We start from the raw sequence: 15,487 nt of genomic DNA on the forward strand, positions 1-15,487 counted from the left end.
AGGAGCGTAGCGACGAGCCTCGAAGCCTGCGAAACGTGAGCTGACAAGGTCACGTTCTTTAGGCTTCGAGGCCGCTTCGCGGCACCTCAGCCAGCGGTGGGGAGCGGTGGGGGACGGGATCGCGGCTCCTCAGCCAGCGGTGGGACGGCGGTTTTGCGGCGGCTGAGTCGGCGGCTGGGAGCGTTGAGGGCCCCTGCCGGTCAGCAGGGGCCCTCAGCGTCGGTGAACCGGGATCAGATCATCGGGGTGGTGTGCCAGATGCGCTGCAGGTAGTCGCGCATCGAGCGGTCGGAGCTGAAGTAACCGCTGCGCGCCACGTTGAGGATGGCCGAACGCGTCCACGCCTTCTGGTCGGCGTACTTCGCCTCCACCCTCGCCTGTGCCTCAATGTAGGGCTGGAAGTCCGCCAGCGCCATGAACCGGTCGTGGTGCAGCAGGTTGAACACCACCGAGTCGAACATGTGGGTGTCGCCGTAGCTGAACTCGCCCGAGAGGATGAGATCCAGCGCCGCCTTCAGCTGCGGGTTGGACTCGTAGTACGAACCCGGGTTGTAGCCCTTCGCGCCCAGCTCCGCGACCTCGGGCTCAACCATGCCGAACAGGAAGAAGTGCTTGTCGCCCACCAGGCGCCGGATCTCGACGTTCGCGCCGTCGTCCGTGCCGATGGTCAGCGCGCCGTTGAGCGCGAACTTCATGTTGCCCGTGCCCGACGCCTCCATGCCGGCCAGCGAGATCTGCTCCGAGAGGTCCGAGGCCGGGATCAGCTTCTCAGCCAGGGTCACGTTGTAGTTGGCCGGGAACGCCACCTTGAGACGACCCTCGAGCCGCTCGTCGGAGTTGACCTTCCTGGCCACGGAGTTGATCAGGTGGATCGTGTCCTTGGCCATCCGGTAACCGGGGGCCGCCTTCGCGCCGAACACGACGGTGCGCGGCGTGACCTCGGAAGCCTCGATCTTGCCGCTGATCACCTGCTCGTACAGCGAGACGATGTGGAGCAGCTTGAGGGACTGGCGCTTGTACTCGTGCAAGCGCTTGACCATCACGTCGAGCATGTGGCCGGCGGGGAGTTCGATACCGTCGCGCTTGAGCAGCAGATCGGTCAGGCGCTTCTTGTTCCACGCCTTGACTTCGCGGAACCTCTCCTGGAACTCGGGGTCGTCGGCGTAGGGCTCGAGCTCCTTGAGCCGCTCAAGATCCGTGACCCAGCCGGGGCCGATGTGGTCCGTGATGAGTTCGGCGAGCTTGAAGTTGGCCATCCGCACGAAGCGACGCGGGGTGACGCCGTTGGTGACGTTGGTGAACTTGTCCGGCCACAACTGGGAGAAGTCCGGCAGGACCTTGTCGCGGAGGAGCTGCGAGTGCAGCTCGGCGACGCCGTTGACCTTCGTGCCCGCGACGGTGGCGAGGTAGGCCATGCGCACCCCGCGCTCCGGGTATTCGGTGATCATCGACATTCTGCGGGCGCGCATCTCGTCGCCCGGGAACGCCTCGCGGACTTCGGCGAGGAACTCCTCGTTGATCCGGAAGATGATCTCCAGGTGGCGCGGCAACAGGCGGCCGAGCAGCTCGGTGGACCAGACCTCGAGGGCCTCGGGCAACAGCGTGTGGCAGGTGTAGGCGAAGCAGGACCTGGTGACCTCCCATGCCTCGTCCCACTCGAAGCCCTTGTCGTCGATGAGGACGCGCATGAGCTCGGGCACGGCGATGACGGGGTGGGTGTCGTTGAGCTGGAAGATGATCCGCTCCGACAGGTTGTGCAGGTCGAAGCCTTCCTCCAGTTCGTTGGTAAGGAAGTCATGCAGCGACGCCGCCACGAAGAAGTACTGCTGCTGCAGGCGCAGCTCCTTGCCCTGCGGCGTCGAGTCCTCGGGATAGAGCACCTTGGAGATGTTCTCCGCGAAGGTCTGGGCGCGCACCGCCTGGGCGTAGTCACCTGCGTTGAAGATCTGAAGGTCGAACGCCTTGGTGGCCGATGCGCTCCACAGCCGCAGCGTATTGACGCGACCGTTCAGGTACCCCGGCACCATGTAGTTGTAGGGGACGGCCAGGACGTTCCAGGCGGGAACCCAGCGCGTGTGCTCGCGGCCGTCTTCGTCCAGGGAGGTCTCGGTGTGACCGCCGAAATTGACCTGGACGCTGGCCTCGGGGTGCGGGAATTCCCACGGCGAGCCGAGGGCCAGCCACGTGTCGGGCTGCTCGACCTGTCGCCCGTCGACGAAGGTCTGGCGGAAGATGCCGTACTCGTAGCGGATTCCGTAGCCGATGCTGGGGACGTCCATGGTGGCCATGGAGTCGATGAAGCAGGCGGCGAGGCGGCCGAGGCCGCCGTTGCCGAGGCCTGGCTCCACCTCCTGGGCGCGGAGCGTGGGGAGATCGATCCCGCACAGCTCCAGACCCTGCTTGGCGATGTCGCTCAGGTCCGTGGCGAGCAGCGCGTTGCCCAGCTGCCGCCCGAGGAGATACTCGGCGGACAGGTAGCCGATGGTCTTGACCTTCGCCTCGCGCGTGGTGCGCTTGGTCTCGAGCCAGCGGGCCATCAGGTAGTTCTTGACGGTGCTGGCGAGGGCGAGGTACTGGTCGTTGACGCTCGAGCCCGAGAGGGTCACACCCTGGTTGGTGTTGAGCTCGTGCAGGAACTCTCGCACGAAGCCGTCGACCGAGAACGGTGGGGCGCCGACGGGTGCCGTGGCGAGGGGGTGCGTCGGGGTGGAGGCGGGTCCGTATGTGCGGGTATCAGTGTTGGGAGTCTCGTCTGCGGGGAACGGCCGTCCAGGCTGCGCGATATCTGGCATGGCGCAAACATTAGTTGAGCGGCGGTAGAAAGTCGCAACCCTCCGGGGTGCGGACATCGTCCCGTGGCCGGCGGGGGAGGTGGATGGGCGCCGCGCAATCGCGGGGCGCACGACGACGACGTGCGCTCGGCGACCACCCCGGCCCCCCACTCGGATCCCTAGGATGGGGCCATGATGATGCTCTACGTCCTTCTCGGGGCGATGAGCGTCGGGTCGCTGATGGCCATGATGACTGATCCCTTCAGCAGGTTGTCGATCGTTCGCCGTCCATATGTGGCGGAGATGAGACTCAACGCCATCGAGGCGATCGACTCAAACGCCAGGCTGAGGGTGCGCACAGGCCTCCGCTACAGGGTGTTCGGGATGGCAAAGAACGCCTTTCACATCCTCGCCAGCCGATACTCGTTGCGTCCCCGGACGGGAAGGGGTGCGTCAGTGGATCGGATCATCGAGGAGATCTACCGGCTCCGCTTCGATCCGTCCAAACTGTTGCTGATCTCGGGAGACCACTTCTCTTCGCTGTCCGTCCGCAATCTCGGCGTGTTCTACTACCCCACGCTGGACACCCAGCTGCCTGCCACCGACGATCAGTGGCGTGACCGGCAACTTGTCTATCTGCAGACGCTGGCCTACGCGCTCGGTGTTTTCGACAAGACCGATGACCTCGCCACCACCATCGTCCCGATTGGGCCGTGGGAGGCGACCTGCGTCAACTTCCATTCCTACCCGTCAGACACCCTCTACGGCATGCTGTACGCGCTCGGCGCGCTGCTCGGCAGAGAACCGGCTCGGGCGGCGAGCTACGGCGAGGAGCAGTCGGTGCTCGGCACCCGGGAGGCTGCGGCGCTGCTGCTCGACACCTACCGGGGCGCGCTGATCCGCCACTACCTGGGCTACCGTCGCCGCGTGTTCGACGAGGACCTCGGCCTGATCGATCCGTCGGTGACCATGTCCGGCGCCAAGGACATCGTGAAGCGTGAATCGTCCTTCTACGACAACGTGGTCTTCTGGAAGACCACCCACCTCGCCATGGACCTGGGCCTCATCCCCACGGACCTCAATTTCCTGGCCCGGCTGAAGTCGCGCATCCTCAACACGTTCTGGCTCGACGATGACGGACATTTCCTGGAGGACCTTTCCGCTGAGGGAACGTCTCGACGGCTCTACTCCTCGGATTGGCTCATCGTGCTGGCCACCCGCTTCCTGGATCCCGAGTCGCCTGATGAGCGGCACTATTTCGAGAGGTCCGTGGATTACATTCGCGCCGAGGGGATTGCGCACCCCTTCGCCATCAAATATCAACAGGAGCGGCGGTCGCATCGCCAATTTGCCGTGGTCCGCTTCGCGGTGCCGAACTACGGTGGCGACTCGATCTGGAGCTTCTGGGGCATGGAGTACATCAAGACACTCCTGCTGCTCTTTCGGTCCACCCGGTTGGAGGGGTATCTGGAGGAGGCGGATCGCCACATCGGGCATTTCGAGGCCGCCATGCGCCGCGATCGCGGTTTTCCCGAGGTGTACGACGCGCAGGGCGATCTGCTCCAGACGCCGCTCTACCGCAGCGTCCGGATGACGGGGTGGGTGATCGGATTCGATCAGGTGCGGGCCATGCGCAGGGCCTTGGCCGGAGGCTCGGCGCAGCGCACGGCCGCCTGATTCTCAGGCTTCCCAGACCTCCAGCGCGTAGGCCCGTGCCCAGAACTGTTCCTCGTACCAGGTTGCGTCGACGAAGGCGGTGAGCATCCGCTCGCGGGTCGCGCCGTCGCTTGAGGCAGCCGTCTCATCGAGGAGTGTGATGGCCTCGCGCGTCACCTGCTGGAAGGCCGCGTCAGCGTAGGCGGCCACCCAGCCGGCGTAGGGGTGGCCGTCGAGGTGGGCGGCCCTGTCGGCGAGGGTGGCGCCGACGTCCGCGTAGACCCAGTAGCAGGGCAGCACCGCCGCCACCCCTACCGCGTACGGCTCGAAGGCGGTGGCCGCCAGCAGGGAGTTGACGTAGGCCCGGGTGGTGGGGGATGCGACGGCGGGGCGCGGAAGGTCGCGGAGGCGGTCGTCGGCCAAGAGGGCGTCGTGCATGAGGACCTCCGCCTCCACGGCCTCGCCGGCGCTCCGGGCCCAGAAGGCCGCCTCGCGGGAGGTGGGAGCGCGGGAGGCGAGCGTGGCCAGCGCACGGGTGTAGCCGCGGAGATAGAAGTCGTCCTGGCCGAGGTACTCGACGAAGCGGCGGGGCTCCAGGGTGCCGTCGGCAAGCTCGGTGAGGAGTGGGAGACGGTCGATGCGCGCCCGGATGGCTGAGGTGGCCTCCCACGCCTGGGTGCTGAACGGGCCGGGGGCCCAGTCGATGCTCACAACCCCACCTCGGCGCGCCCCACGAGGTGGTCGACGGGGCCGTGGCCCGAGTGGGGGGTGCGGCTGAGGGTCCACCGCGAGCCAGAGTCCAGGGCGCGCATCAGGTAGTCCCGGGCCTCCTCCACCGACTCCAGCCGCACGCCAGTGGCGCGAGTGTCGCCGCGGCGGGCGGCGACGGCGGCGATGGCGGAGCTGAGCGTGCAGCCGGTGCCGTGAGTATGGCGGGTGTTGAAGCGCGGGCCGGTCAGCAGCGCCAACTCTGTGCCGTGGGCGAAGACGTCGGTGAGCTCCGGGTCGGTGAGGTGCCCGCCCTTGGCCAGGACGGCGCGCACTCCTGCCGCCACCAGTTGCCGGGCCTGGCGGATGAGGCCGTTGGTGTCGGTCACGGGCGGTTGGTCCAGGAGGACGGCCGCCTCGGGGACGTTCGGGGTCACCAGGTCCGCGAGGGGGAGCAGGCGGGTGCGCACCACGTCGATGGCGTCGTCGGTGAGCAGCGCGTCGCCGGAGGTTGCGATCATGACGGGGTCCAGGATGATGAGGCCCGCGTCGTCGCGGCGTTCCTCCAGGACGTCGGCGACGGCGTTGGCGACGGCTGCGTTGGAGAGCATGCCGAGCTTCGTGGCGGCGACGGGGAGGTCGTCGAAGACGGCGAGGATCTGGTCGCGGACGAAGGCCGGGTCCACGGGGCGGGCCTGGCGGACGCCCTGCGTGTTCTGGACCGTGAGCCCAGCGAGCGCCGCCGCGCCGTAGACGCCGAGCGCGGTGAAGGTCTTGAGGTCGGCCTGGATGCCGGCGCCGCCGCTGGGGTCTGAGCCGGCGATGCTGAGGGCGATCTTCGGGGTGGACGTGCGTGTCATCGGGTTCTCCAGAGTGCGAGCAGTTCGTCGGCGGCCGCTCGGGGATCGGGTGCGGTGGTGAGGGCTGAAACCACACAGATGCCGTCGACCCCGGTGGCGATCGCCACGGCGGCGTTGGTGGCGTTGATGCCGCCGATGGCGACAGTCTTGGCCCGTCCCGCGGTGCGCAGGACCAGGCGGGCGGCGCCGTCGAGGCCCAGGGCGGGGGCGGCGTCGGTCTTGGTGGGGGTGGCCCAGAGCGGCGAGAGGCCGAGGACGTCCGCGGTGAGGTCGCTCAGCTCCGCGTCCAGCTCGGCCTCGGTCGAGATGCTGAGACCGATGAGAAGGTCGCGGCCGAGGCGGGCGCGGGCCTGGCTGATGTCGCCGTCGTCCTGGCCCTGGTGGAAGTGGAGGCCGAGTTCCTCGGCGGCGTGGAGGCGGTCGTTGACGACGAGCGCCGTGGTGCGTCCGGTGGCGTCGAACGCCCTGTCACGGGCGTCGACGCAGGCGCGGGCCAGGGCGAGGAACTCGGTGCCGTGGAGCTCCTTGTCGCGGATCTGCACCACGCCGGCGCCGCCGAGGATGGCCTGCTCGACGATCCCCGGCACGTGGGCTGGGCCACCCGACATCGCGGTGTCCGTGACGTAGTAGACGCGCCAGTCCACACCGTCGGCGAGGCCTGGCGTGGCCTGCGTCATGGCTGCTCCTCGACGGTGATGAGGGCGGCGACCTCGTCGGGGGTGAGCGCGTGAAGGGCGTCGAGCCAGGCGGTGCGGAAGCTGCCCGGGTGGCGGGCCTCGCGTGCTGCGGCCAGGCCCGCGGCGCCGAAGAGGGCGTGGGCGGCGACGACCGCGTCGTGGGAGGCGTGCGGGGCAGGGCCGTCGGCCCGGGTGGCGCCAAGGGCCGCCGCGACAGTCGCGCCCAGCGCGCACCCGGTGCCGATGACCAGCGGCATGAGCGGGTCGCCGCCGGTGACGCGCGTGGTGCGGGTGGGGCTGACGATGACGTCGACGGGCCCGGAGATGGCCACGACGGCGCCGGTCTGTGCGGCCAGCTCGCGGGCGGTCTCGACGGCGGCCTCCACCTCGTCGGTGGCGTCCACCCCGCGACCCCCGCCGCTGGCCCCGGCGAGGCCGAGGATCTCGGAGGCGTTGCCGCGGATGGCGGTGGGGCGGTGGGCGAGAAGGTCGCGGGCGAGCTGGGTGCGCACCGGGAGGGCGCCGACCGCGACCGGGTCCAGGACCCAGGGGGTGCCGGCGCCGTCGGCGGCCGCCGCCGCGCGCCGCATGCCCTCGTGCTGCTCGGAGAGCCCGTTGCCGACGTTGATGAGTAGGGCTGAGGCCACCGTCGCGAAGATGGCGGCCTCCTCGGGGAGGTCGATCATGGCGGGGGCGGCGCCGGCGGCGAGGAGCACGTTGGCGGTGATCTCGGGCACCACGGTGTTGGTCATGCAGTGCACCAGCGGGGTGGCGGCGCGGACGGCGGTGAGGATGGCGCTCGTCGGTCCGAGGGTAGAGGCGTCGCTGGCTTTGGTGGCGTCGGGTGTTGAGGGTGTGGGGTTGGTCATGAGAGGTGGCTCCCTTCGCTAGCACGACCTAGATCAGGTGTTGCGGGTGTGTTCTCAGCCCCGACTTCGGGGCACCCCGGCGTCGGCGAGCCTACCAGCCGCCCTTCCCGCCCCGCTGACCGCGGAGAAGTGCCCGTTGTGGCGGTGTCCCGGTGGTGGTCTGAGCGTGGGGCCCGTCACTGGGGGACCGTATCCGCGGATTAGGCGGGGTGAGCGTCGCCGACGGCGGCGCGGGCCGCCACGAACGCCTCCACCGCGACATCCAAGTCCGCCCGCGACAGTCCCGCCGACATCTGGGTCCGGATCCTGGCAGCCCCCCTCGGTACGACGGGGAACGAGAACGCCCTCACGTAGACGCCCCGGGCGAGGACCTCGTCGGCCATCCTCGCCGCCAGCACCGCGTCGCCGAGCATCACCGGCACGATCGCGTGGTCTGACTCCGGGATCTCGAAGCCCTCCTCCACCATCCGTCGCCTGAAGTACGCCGTGTTCTCGGCCAGCTGTTCCAGCAGCGACGACGACGACTCCAGCAGCTCCAGGCACGCGATTGTCGCCGCGACGATCGACGGCGCCAGCGAGTTGCTGAACAGGTACGGCCGCGACCGTTGACGCAGCAGCTCCACCACCTCACGCCTCGCGGACGTGTACCCGCCCGACGCGCCGCCGAGCGCCTTGCCGAGGGTGCCGGTGAGGATGTCCACGCGGTCGATGACCCCGAACCGCTCCGGAGTCCCCGCGCCGGTCTCCCCGACGAAGCCCACCGCGTGCGAGTCGTCGACCATCACCAGCGCGTCGTACTCGTCGGCCAGAGCGCAGATCTCGTCCAACGGGGCGACGAAACCGTCCATCGAGAACACCCCGTCGGTGGCGATGACGCGGTGCCGTGCCCCCCGCGACGCCTCCAGCTGGGCGCGCAGATCGGTCATGTCGCGGTTGCGGTAGCGGTAGCGGGCGGCCTTGCTCAGCCGCACCCCGTCGATGATGGAGGCGTGGTTGAGCTCGTCGGAGATGATGGCGTCCTCCGCCCCGAAGAGGGTCTCGAACAGGCCGCCGTTGGCGTCGAAGCACGACGAGTACAGGATGGTGTCCCAGCCGTCGTGACCGTCGGGCCCGCTGCGCAGGAACGCCGTCAGGCGCACCTCGAGCTCCTGATGCAGCGTCTGGGTTCCACAGATGAACCTGACCGACGCCATGCCGAAGCCCCACCTGTCGTAGGCGCGCTTGGCGGCGGCGATCAGCACCGGCGAGTTCGCCAGCCCCAGGTAGTTGTTGGCGCAGAGGTTGATCACCTCGCCCGACGGTGTCCCGACGTGCGCTGCCTGCGCAGTGGTCAGCGGCGCCTCCGTCTTGTACAGCCCGTCCGCGCGCAGCTGTTCGAGCTCGCCGCGGATGTGGTCCATGAATGCCATGGTGCTCCTCACTCGTCCCAGGTCAGGATGACTTTGCCGGCGTGCCCCGCCGCCGCGACATCGAACGCCTCGCGGAACCCTGTTGCGGGGAAGCGGTGCGTGATGACCCCCGAGATGTCCAGCCCGGAGCGAAGCAGGGCGCTCATGGCGTACCAGGTCTCGAAGATCTGCCGGCCGGTGACCCCCTGAATGGTCAGCATGTTGAAGATGATGGTGGTGAAGTCCACCTCGAGCGGCTTCGACGGCGTCCCGAGCAGCGCGATCCGGCCGCCGTGGGTCATGTGCGCGATCATCGACGACAGCGCCGCGCCAGATCCGGACATCTCCAGCCCGATGTCGAATCCCTCCCGCATGTCGAAGCGTTCGTAGACGTCCGCCAGGTCCTCACGGGCGACGTTGACGGTGCTGCTCAGCCCCACGCGTCGAGCCAGTGCGAGCCGCTCGTCGCCGAGGTCCGTGATGACCACGTTGCGCGCCCCCTGGAACTTCGCGACGAGCGCCGCCATGATCCCGATCGGTCCGGCCCCGCTGACCAGCACGTCCTCGGCGAGCGCCGGGAACTGCAGGGCGGCGTGGACGGCGTTGCCGAACGGGTCGAAGATCGCCGCGACATCCGGCTCCACCGGCGTATGGTGCACCCACACATTCGACGACGGCATGGCGAAGTATTCGCAGAAGGCGCCGTCGACGTGGTACCCGATGCCCCGGGTGTTGCGGCACAGGTGCCGCTTCCCCGCGAGGCAGGCCCGGCAGCGCCCGCACACGTAGTGCCCCTCGCCGGAGATGAACTGGCCCACCTCGAGGCCTGTCACCGACGAGCCTAACTCCACGATCTCGCCGCAGAACTCATGCCCCAGGATGAGCGGGGTGGTCACCACCTGCGACGCCCAGCCGTCCCAGCCGTCGATGTGAAGGTCGGTGCCGCAGATCCCGGTGCGCATGACCCGGATGAGCACCTCGTTCGGGCTCGGGGTGGGGCGCGGCAGCTCGATCAGCTCCAGCCCGGGGCCCGGCCGCGTCTTCGCTAGCGCCAACATGGACTCATCGTGGCAGATGACTCCCGGGCGGTGGGCCCGGGCGGGATGTGAACGTAGGCTTGACGGCATGTGTCGCAACATCCGGCCGCTGAACAACTTCGAGCCTCCCGCCACCAGCGACGAGGTGAACGCCGCGGCGCTGCAGTACGTGCGCAAGGTCGCGGGGGTCACCAAGCCCAGCAAGGCCAACGAGGAGGCGTTCCATCGCGCGGTCCACGCCATCGCCCACATCACGGCGGACCTGCTCGACGAGCTGGTCACCACCGCTCCGCCGAAGGACCGGGACGCCGAGCGCGTGAAGGCCCAGGCCCGCGCCGCCAAGCGCTACGCCACCGAGGCCGCATCGTGACGCGCGCCGCCGAGCTGCACGTGGGGGCCAGGCTCACGCCGTCGAAGATCGAGCTGCTCCAGGCCTGGCTGCCCACGCAGCGCTGGTTCTTCGGCGATCCCGCCACGCTCCAGCGCGCCGCCGGCTTCAGGCTGGTGGATCCCGACGGCGAGGTGGGGCTGGACTGCATGGTGATCTCCGCCGGAGGGGAGTACTACTTCGTGCCCGTGACGTGGCGCGCCGCGCCGCTCGACGGCGTGCAGCCGATCGGCACCCTGCAGCACTCGGAGCTTGGCCTGCGCTACTGCTACGACGCGGCGACGGACCCGGTGTTCGTCGACGAGGCGTCGCGGATCATCCGGGAGGCGGACCACGAGGCCGACCTGCGCGACGCCCACGGGGCGCAGCTCCCGATCACCATGACGGCGGACGGCACCGGAGCGCTCCCCGGAGAGGGCGAACGCCTGGAGGTCATGCGCCTGCTGATCAGGGCCGTGCCGACGCCGGACAACGCGGCCGGCTCGCTGATCGGCCGCTGGACGGACCACGAGGGCCCGCGCCACGACGTGCTCGCCATCCTCCACTGAGGGGACTCGCCACCGTGTGCAGGGTCGTGGCGCGACGAGCGACCGAGCCGATCTAGAAGCCCAACCCCTCTGACATCGCGCGGATGTGTTCCGCGCTGGTGCGCAGCCGTGACAACTCGTCCTCGGACACCGGAAGCTCCAGCTGCGTGCCCGCGCCGTCTCGGCCCACCACCGTCGGCACCGCCATGCAGACACCCGAGATCCCGTGCCAACCCTCCAGCATCCGCGACACCGGCAGCACCCGCCGCTCATCGCGCAGCACCGACTCGATGATCCGCGTGGCGGCCAACCCGATGGCGTAGTTGGTGGCCCCCTTGCCCTCGATCACCTCGTAGGCCGCGTTGACCACACGGTGCGCGATGGCGTCCCGCTCATGCTCGCCCAGCCGCCCCGTCGTGCGCTCCCACTCGGTCAGGGGCACGCCGCCGATGGTCGCGGTGCTCCACATGGGGGTCTCGGTGTCTCCGTGCTCGCCGCACACGTAGGCGTGCACGTTGCCCACCGCGACATCGCAGGTGGTGGCGATCAATTGCCGGAGCCGCGACGAATCCAACACGGTGCCGGACCCGAACAGCCGGTTCGACGGCAGCCCGCTGATCTTCAGCGCGGCCTGGGTGGTGACGTCGACGGGGTTGGTGACCATGATGAAGGTGGCGTTGGGGGAGCGCTCCACCAACGGCGGGATCAGCTTGCGGATCAGCCCAACGGTCGAGCCGGCCAGGTCCATCCGCGTCTGGCCAGGCTTCTGCTTGGCCCCGGCCGTGACGGCGACGACGTCAGCGCCGCGCGTGATGTCCACGTCGTCCGAGCCCTCGATCACCGCCTCGGGCAGGAACTGCCCGCCGTGGGCGAGATCCAGTGCCTCTGCCCGCACCTTCGGGCCGTTGACGTCGTGCAGGACGACATGCCGGGCGACGCCCCGGATGAGGGCCGCGTAGGCCAGTGACGATCCAACCGCGCCCGCGCCGACGATGGCCAGCTTGGCGCCTTCCCTGTACTGGGCTGATGACATGGGTCGATTCTGTCAGGTCGAGCAAGCCGGTGGACGCCAAACGCCGGCCAGATGAGGCGGTCGCGCCCATGTCACCGGATGGTTGCCTCGGGGAGGGGGCGCGCTCACGCGATCTGCTCCAGGAGGCTGGTCTCGACGTCGTACAGGAATCCGGCGACCGTCACCCGGTCCGCGATCAGCGGGTGCTGTTGCAGCAGGTGGACGTCGCTGCGGATCCGCCCGTGCTGGTCCGGGTCTGCGCCGATGGGAAGAGGGCCGAGGTCGGTGCCCGTGGTGTCGAGGACGCGCTGTCGGATGGCGTCGTCCTCGCCGCTGGCCATGGCGCAGTGGGTGTGCTGGACCACCAGGATCCGGTTCACGTTGAGCAGGTGGGCCGCGAGAACGCAGCCGGTGAGAGCGTCCGGAGTCACATGACCCCCAGGGGTGCGCAGGATCTTGGCGTCCCCGAGCGTGAGGCCGATCATCTCGAGCGGTTCGAGCCGTGAGTCCATGCAGGTGACGACGGCGACGCCGGCGTGGGCTATCCCATCGAACGGGCGGGGGGCCGACCGCGCGTAGCGGCGATTGGCGGACAGCAGGTCACTGAAGCTGAGCGGGTCCATGTGATGAACGGTAGTGACCCAACATACGAAATGCAATTCCGGAAAATCTAGACCGATGCGAGCCCGACGTGACTCAGCCGGGCCGAGGATCAGTCTTGTGGGAGGCGTCGTCGAGGGCGGACGCGCCCGGTTTCGGGGAGCCGTCCTCGGCAGTGTCGTCGGCCGTGCCGAGGGTCGCGATGAAGTCCGCGATGCTGACGCTCCCTTCAAGCGGGTGCCGCATGTAGGTGTTGTCCGCGAGGCTGTATCTGTTTCGACGGCCGGACTTCTCTCTGACCACGTAGCCGTGCGCGACCAGCTCGCCCACGATCTGCTGGACCGCCCGCTCCGTGATGCCCACCTGCTCCGCGAGGTCGCGCATGCGCGCCGTCGGATCCTTGGACAGCGCCACGAGCACATGCCCATAGTTGGTCAGGAAGGTCCAGTCGTCCGATGGCATGGATGAATCCTATTGCGCGAGTTGTAGTTCGGGAATCAGGCCACATCCCATCGAAACGGCGCCGCCCAGGTTCAGGACACCGGCTTGAGCCGTCGTCCTGAAACTGGGGGAGGTCAGTCCCGGATGATCATGGCCAAACCGCCGAAGGCCGGCAGCTCGACGCTGAACCCTCCCAGATCGTCGACGGTGCCCACCTTCCGCCGGGTGCTCAGGTCGAACACCCTCCCCGACGGCAGCGCCTCGGACTGAATGCGGGCCTCGATCTTCTCGGCCCCGAAGTTGAGGGCGGTGATCTGCGTGGCGCCGACCTCCAGCTCGTTGACCAGCACCAGCAACGCCTTGTTGCCCACCTCCGGCACGTCCACCAGGCGACCCGACGCGAGGCCGTTGCGCTTGCGGACCTTGAGGACGGCTGCCAGGCGGGAGGCGAAGGAAGTGTCGCGCTTGAGCTGCTCGGGCAGCGGGCCGTACAGCGTGCGGGCCCTGGGCATCCCGGAGGCGGACTTCTTCACCTCGGGCGCGACCCCGAGGATGTCGTAGGCGCCGCGCTCGATCCAGCGCGTGTCGCCGCTGCTGATGAGGCTCTTCACGGCGTCACGCTCCAAGGGCAGGGCCCCGACGAGGTCCCAACCGGAGAGCGCGAACACGCCCGGCTGCCACGCGTTGTACATGCAGAGCAGCAGGTGAGCGGCGGAGATGCGCCGGACGTCGGCGTCGGTGATGGCGTTCAGGTCCGAGATGCCGAGCGAGGCGGTGACGATCGATGCGGTGGTGCTCGCGATGCCGTTCTGGGTGAAGATCGCGTTGTAGGGCGCGGCGTCGCCGGTGAGCGTGTCGCGCATGGTCTGGCGGATGTGCTCGGCCAGGTCGTTGCCGCGGTAGTCGACCCCGCCGAGGGTGTACAGGTCGTCGCGGTGTGCGGCCGCGAAGTGGACCAGTTCGTAGGTGAGCTCGTCGTGGTTCTGCATCGCGTGGACGAGAGAGGCCTGGTCGATGCCGATCTCCATCGCCTCGCGCAGCACCAGGCGCAGGAACTCGGTGTCGCTGGTGGCCAACGCCACCTGGGCGGCGGGCCGGGTGACGAAATCGTAGGACAGGTCCGGGCCGACGGCGCCCGTGCGCTGGATGTCGTCCATGGCCAGGTTCAGTTCCTGGAAGGTGAAGCCGCCCACCTTGCGTACCAGCGAGCCGATCAACTGGTTGGCGGCCTGGGACAGGGGATGGCCCTCGGACCAGGCGGGGGCGTCGACGGCGCGCTCCACGCCCAGGAAGCCGTTGGCGTCCAGCCGCAGTCCGCCCGAGCCCAGATCCAGTAGCGAGTGCAGGGCGTCGCCCATCACCAGGCGCATGCCTGCACAGGTGGGGTCCAGCCAGTTGATGGTGGGCTGCCCCTCCTTGAAGTAGTGCAGGTAGACCCAGCGGCGCAGCGTGCCCTTGTAGTCGCGGATCGGCGGCGTGACTGACCAGTTGGTCTCCTTCACGCCCGGCTCGTAGAAGATGACGCGTTGGAGCGCGCCGATGATGTAGCCCTCGTCGGCCAACGCCCGCTCCACCTCCGGCGTGAGGTTGACGGAGTCCCGCCCCTCCGGGACGTCCGGCAGCAGGTGCCACGCCACCTCGGGGATGTCGACCATGTGGTAGATGCCCGGGTAGTCGCGGTAGTTCAGCTCCGCGAGCCGGAAGTCGGCGCCCTTGCCGGTGTGGCCGGGGACGATGTCGTCGATGATGGTGCCGTTGTGACGGGTGGCCATCTCGCCCATCTCACGGAACTCGTCCTCCGTGCCGAACAGCGGGTCGATGGCCATGGACATGCGGTCGAAGTGCCCGTCCACGCTGGGGGTCACCTCCCATCCGTCGAGCCCGCCGGCGAGCTTGACCGGGCCGGTGTGCAGGGCGTCGATGCCGACGGCGGCGAACGCCTCCCACAGCTCGGCCGAGCCGAGCGCCCCGAGGAAGGACTGGCCGGGTGCGGTGATGTGCGACAGCGGGTAGGCGGTGTACCAGACCGAGGCCCGCTGAAGGGCGGCCCGCGGGTCCGGGTGGGCGTAGGGGTTGGACCACATGGTGTGGCTGCCGGCGAGCTGCCGGGCCACCTTCTCCGCGTCGTGGAGCATCGACTGCTCCTCCAACCACTCGACGTAGGCGCGGTTCGTGCCGGACGGCTCGAAGGGCGGGGTGATGGGGCTCTCGTCGCCTTGACGACGGCGGGCGCGGGGGCGCAGCCGCGCCGGCCGCGCGGCGAAGCGGGCCTCGTCGAAGGTGATCTCCGGCATCTCCTCCTCATATGGCTCGACGACACGGTCGGGCTCCGGGGCGGCGGTCTTCTCGGGGGCTTCGTCGGTGCGCTTGATCACGCGTCCGAGGCTACCGGCCCGCGCCGCAGTGTCGCGGGGTTTCGCCGCTGCAGCTCTCGACCCGGCCCAGCCTGGGGGCGCGTCACGGAAGCAGCGGAGCGGGCACGACACGCCGTCGCTTCCGGTCATCGGGTGTCCCTGCGTGTCCGGAGCCCGATCGAAGCGGCGTTTCGTGCAC

14 protein-coding genes and 1 riboswitch are annotated in these 15,487 nt (G+C 69.0%); of the genes, 3 read left to right on the forward strand and 11 right to left on the reverse strand.

What is annotated here, in order from left to right:
- Positions 1–233: 233 nt before the first annotated feature.
- Positions 234–2,792, reverse strand: coding sequence for a glycogen/starch/alpha-glucan phosphorylase (locus H5399_RS03075; protein ID WP_182781534.1), 2,559 nt, complete (start codon positions 2,790–2,792; stop codon positions 234–236).
- A 171-nt stretch (positions 2,793–2,963) separates the two neighbouring features.
- Between H5399_RS03075 and H5399_RS03080 the strand changes: the two genes are divergently transcribed.
- Positions 2,964–4,448, forward strand: a complete 1,485-nt coding sequence (locus H5399_RS03080) for a hypothetical protein (RefSeq protein WP_182781535.1) — start codon at positions 2,964–2,966, stop codon at positions 4,446–4,448.
- A 3-nt stretch (positions 4,449–4,451) separates the two neighbouring features.
- Here H5399_RS03080 and H5399_RS03085 read toward each other — a convergent pair whose 3' ends face one another.
- The 6 genes from H5399_RS03085 to tdh all read right to left on the reverse strand — a co-directional run bounded on the left by H5399_RS03085 (position 4,452) and on the right by tdh (position 9,987).
- Positions 4,452–5,138 carry a TenA family protein gene (locus H5399_RS03085; protein ID WP_182781536.1) on the reverse strand — a complete coding sequence of 229 codons (687 nt, stop codon included), beginning with the start codon at positions 5,136–5,138 and terminating at the stop codon, positions 4,452–4,454.
- Positions 5,135–5,995, reverse strand: a complete 861-nt coding sequence (gene thiD / locus H5399_RS03090) for a bifunctional hydroxymethylpyrimidine kinase/phosphomethylpyrimidine kinase (RefSeq protein ID WP_182781537.1) — start codon at positions 5,993–5,995, stop codon at positions 5,135–5,137. Before thiD ends, H5399_RS03085 begins: the two co-directional genes overlap by 4 nt.
- Positions 5,992–6,672 (reverse strand): thiamine phosphate synthase, encoded by a 681-nt coding sequence (locus H5399_RS03095; RefSeq protein WP_182781538.1) that lies wholly within the window; start codon positions 6,670–6,672, stop codon positions 5,992–5,994. The genes thiD and H5399_RS03095 overlap by 4 nt, the downstream gene beginning before the upstream one ends.
- Positions 6,669–7,541, reverse strand: a complete 873-nt coding sequence (gene thiM / locus H5399_RS03100) for a hydroxyethylthiazole kinase (protein ID WP_182781539.1) — start codon at positions 7,539–7,541, stop codon at positions 6,669–6,671. Before thiM ends, H5399_RS03095 begins: the two co-directional genes overlap by 4 nt.
- A riboswitch (TPP riboswitch) is annotated at positions 7,535–7,630 on the reverse strand. Its footprint overlaps the gene before it by 7 nt.
- 111 nt (positions 7,631–7,741) lie before the next feature.
- On the reverse strand, positions 7,742–8,941 hold the full coding sequence (locus H5399_RS03105; RefSeq protein ID WP_255422030.1) for a glycine C-acetyltransferase: 1,200 nt from the start codon (positions 8,939–8,941) through the stop codon (positions 7,742–7,744).
- Between the two features lie 17 nt (positions 8,942–8,958).
- Positions 8,959–9,987 carry an L-threonine 3-dehydrogenase gene (tdh, locus tag H5399_RS03110; protein ID WP_182781541.1) on the reverse strand — a complete coding sequence of 343 codons (1,029 nt, stop codon included), beginning with the start codon at positions 9,985–9,987 and terminating at the stop codon, positions 8,959–8,961.
- 67 nt (positions 9,988–10,054) lie between these two features.
- On the opposite strand from tdh, the gene H5399_RS03115 reads away from it, so the two are divergent.
- Both H5399_RS03115 and H5399_RS03120 read left to right on the forward strand, forming a co-directional pair.
- Positions 10,055–10,336: a DUF2277 domain-containing protein gene (locus H5399_RS03115; protein ID WP_182781542.1), complete on the forward strand. Its 282-nt coding sequence runs from the start codon at positions 10,055–10,057 to the stop codon at positions 10,334–10,336.
- On the forward strand, positions 10,333–10,902 hold the full coding sequence (locus H5399_RS03120; protein ID WP_182781543.1) for a 1,4-alpha-glucan branching protein: 570 nt from the start codon (positions 10,333–10,335) through the stop codon (positions 10,900–10,902). The genes H5399_RS03115 and H5399_RS03120 overlap by 4 nt, the downstream gene beginning before the upstream one ends.
- A gap of 52 nt (positions 10,903–10,954) precedes the next feature.
- Here the strand turns inward: H5399_RS03120 and H5399_RS03125 are convergent, their stop codons facing one another.
- From H5399_RS03125 to treS, 4 genes are all read right to left on the reverse strand, one after another.
- Positions 10,955–11,914 (reverse strand): L-lactate dehydrogenase, encoded by a 960-nt coding sequence (locus H5399_RS03125; protein ID WP_182781544.1) that lies wholly within the window; start codon positions 11,912–11,914, stop codon positions 10,955–10,957.
- A 104-nt stretch (positions 11,915–12,018) separates the two neighbouring features.
- A complete protein-coding gene (locus H5399_RS03130; protein WP_182781545.1) occupies positions 12,019–12,516 on the reverse strand; it encodes a carbonic anhydrase in 498 nt (165 codons plus the stop codon).
- 73 nt (positions 12,517–12,589) lie between these two features.
- The gene (locus H5399_RS03135) at positions 12,590–12,955 is read right to left on the reverse strand and encodes a winged helix-turn-helix domain-containing protein (RefSeq protein WP_182781546.1); all 366 of its coding nucleotides are present in this window, start codon (positions 12,953–12,955) and stop codon (positions 12,590–12,592) included.
- A gap of 113 nt (positions 12,956–13,068) precedes the next feature.
- Complete coding sequence (gene treS, locus H5399_RS03140) at positions 13,069–15,309, reverse strand: maltose alpha-D-glucosyltransferase (RefSeq protein WP_370585672.1); 2,241 nt, start codon at positions 15,307–15,309, stop codon at positions 13,069–13,071.
- Between the last annotated feature and the right edge of the window lie 178 nt (positions 15,310–15,487).

Source organism: Tessaracoccus sp. MC1627 (assembly GCF_014164725.1).
Lineage (GTDB): Bacteria > Actinomycetota > Actinomycetes > Propionibacteriales > Propionibacteriaceae > Arachnia.

What these genes read in the sequence shown, in the direction of transcription:
- H5399_RS03130 (WP_182781545.1), bottom strand. Translation starts at nt 12,516, where the DNA reads ATGGACCCGCTCAGCTTCAGTGACCTGCTGTCCGCCAATCGCCGCTAC.
- H5399_RS03080 (WP_182781535.1), top strand. Translation starts at nt 2,964, where the DNA reads ATGATGATGCTCTACGTCCTTCTCGGGGCGATGAGCGTCGGGTCGCTG.
- H5399_RS03115 (WP_182781542.1), top strand. Translation starts at nt 10,055, where the DNA reads ATGTGTCGCAACATCCGGCCGCTGAACAACTTCGAGCCTCCCGCCACC.
- thiD (WP_182781537.1), bottom strand. Translation starts at nt 5,995, where the DNA reads ATGACACGCACGTCCACCCCGAAGATCGCCCTCAGCATCGCCGGCTCA.
- tdh (WP_182781541.1), bottom strand. Translation starts at nt 9,987, where the DNA reads ATGTTGGCGCTAGCGAAGACGCGGCCGGGCCCCGGGCTGGAGCTGATC.
- H5399_RS03095 (WP_182781538.1), bottom strand. Translation starts at nt 6,672, where the DNA reads ATGACGCAGGCCACGCCAGGCCTCGCCGACGGTGTGGACTGGCGCGTC.
- thiM (WP_182781539.1), bottom strand. Translation starts at nt 7,541, where the DNA reads ATGACCAACCCCACACCCTCAACACCCGACGCCACCAAAGCCAGCGAC.
- H5399_RS03105 (WP_255422030.1), bottom strand. Translation starts at nt 8,941, where the DNA reads ATGGACCACATCCGCGGCGAGCTCGAACAGCTGCGCGCGGACGGGCTG.
- H5399_RS03125 (WP_182781544.1), bottom strand. Translation starts at nt 11,914, where the DNA reads ATGTCATCAGCCCAGTACAGGGAAGGCGCCAAGCTGGCCATCGTCGGC.
- H5399_RS03075 (WP_182781534.1), bottom strand. Translation starts at nt 2,792, where the DNA reads ATGCCAGATATCGCGCAGCCTGGACGGCCGTTCCCCGCAGACGAGACT.
- H5399_RS03135 (WP_182781546.1), bottom strand. Translation starts at nt 12,955, where the DNA reads ATGCCATCGGACGACTGGACCTTCCTGACCAACTATGGGCATGTGCTC.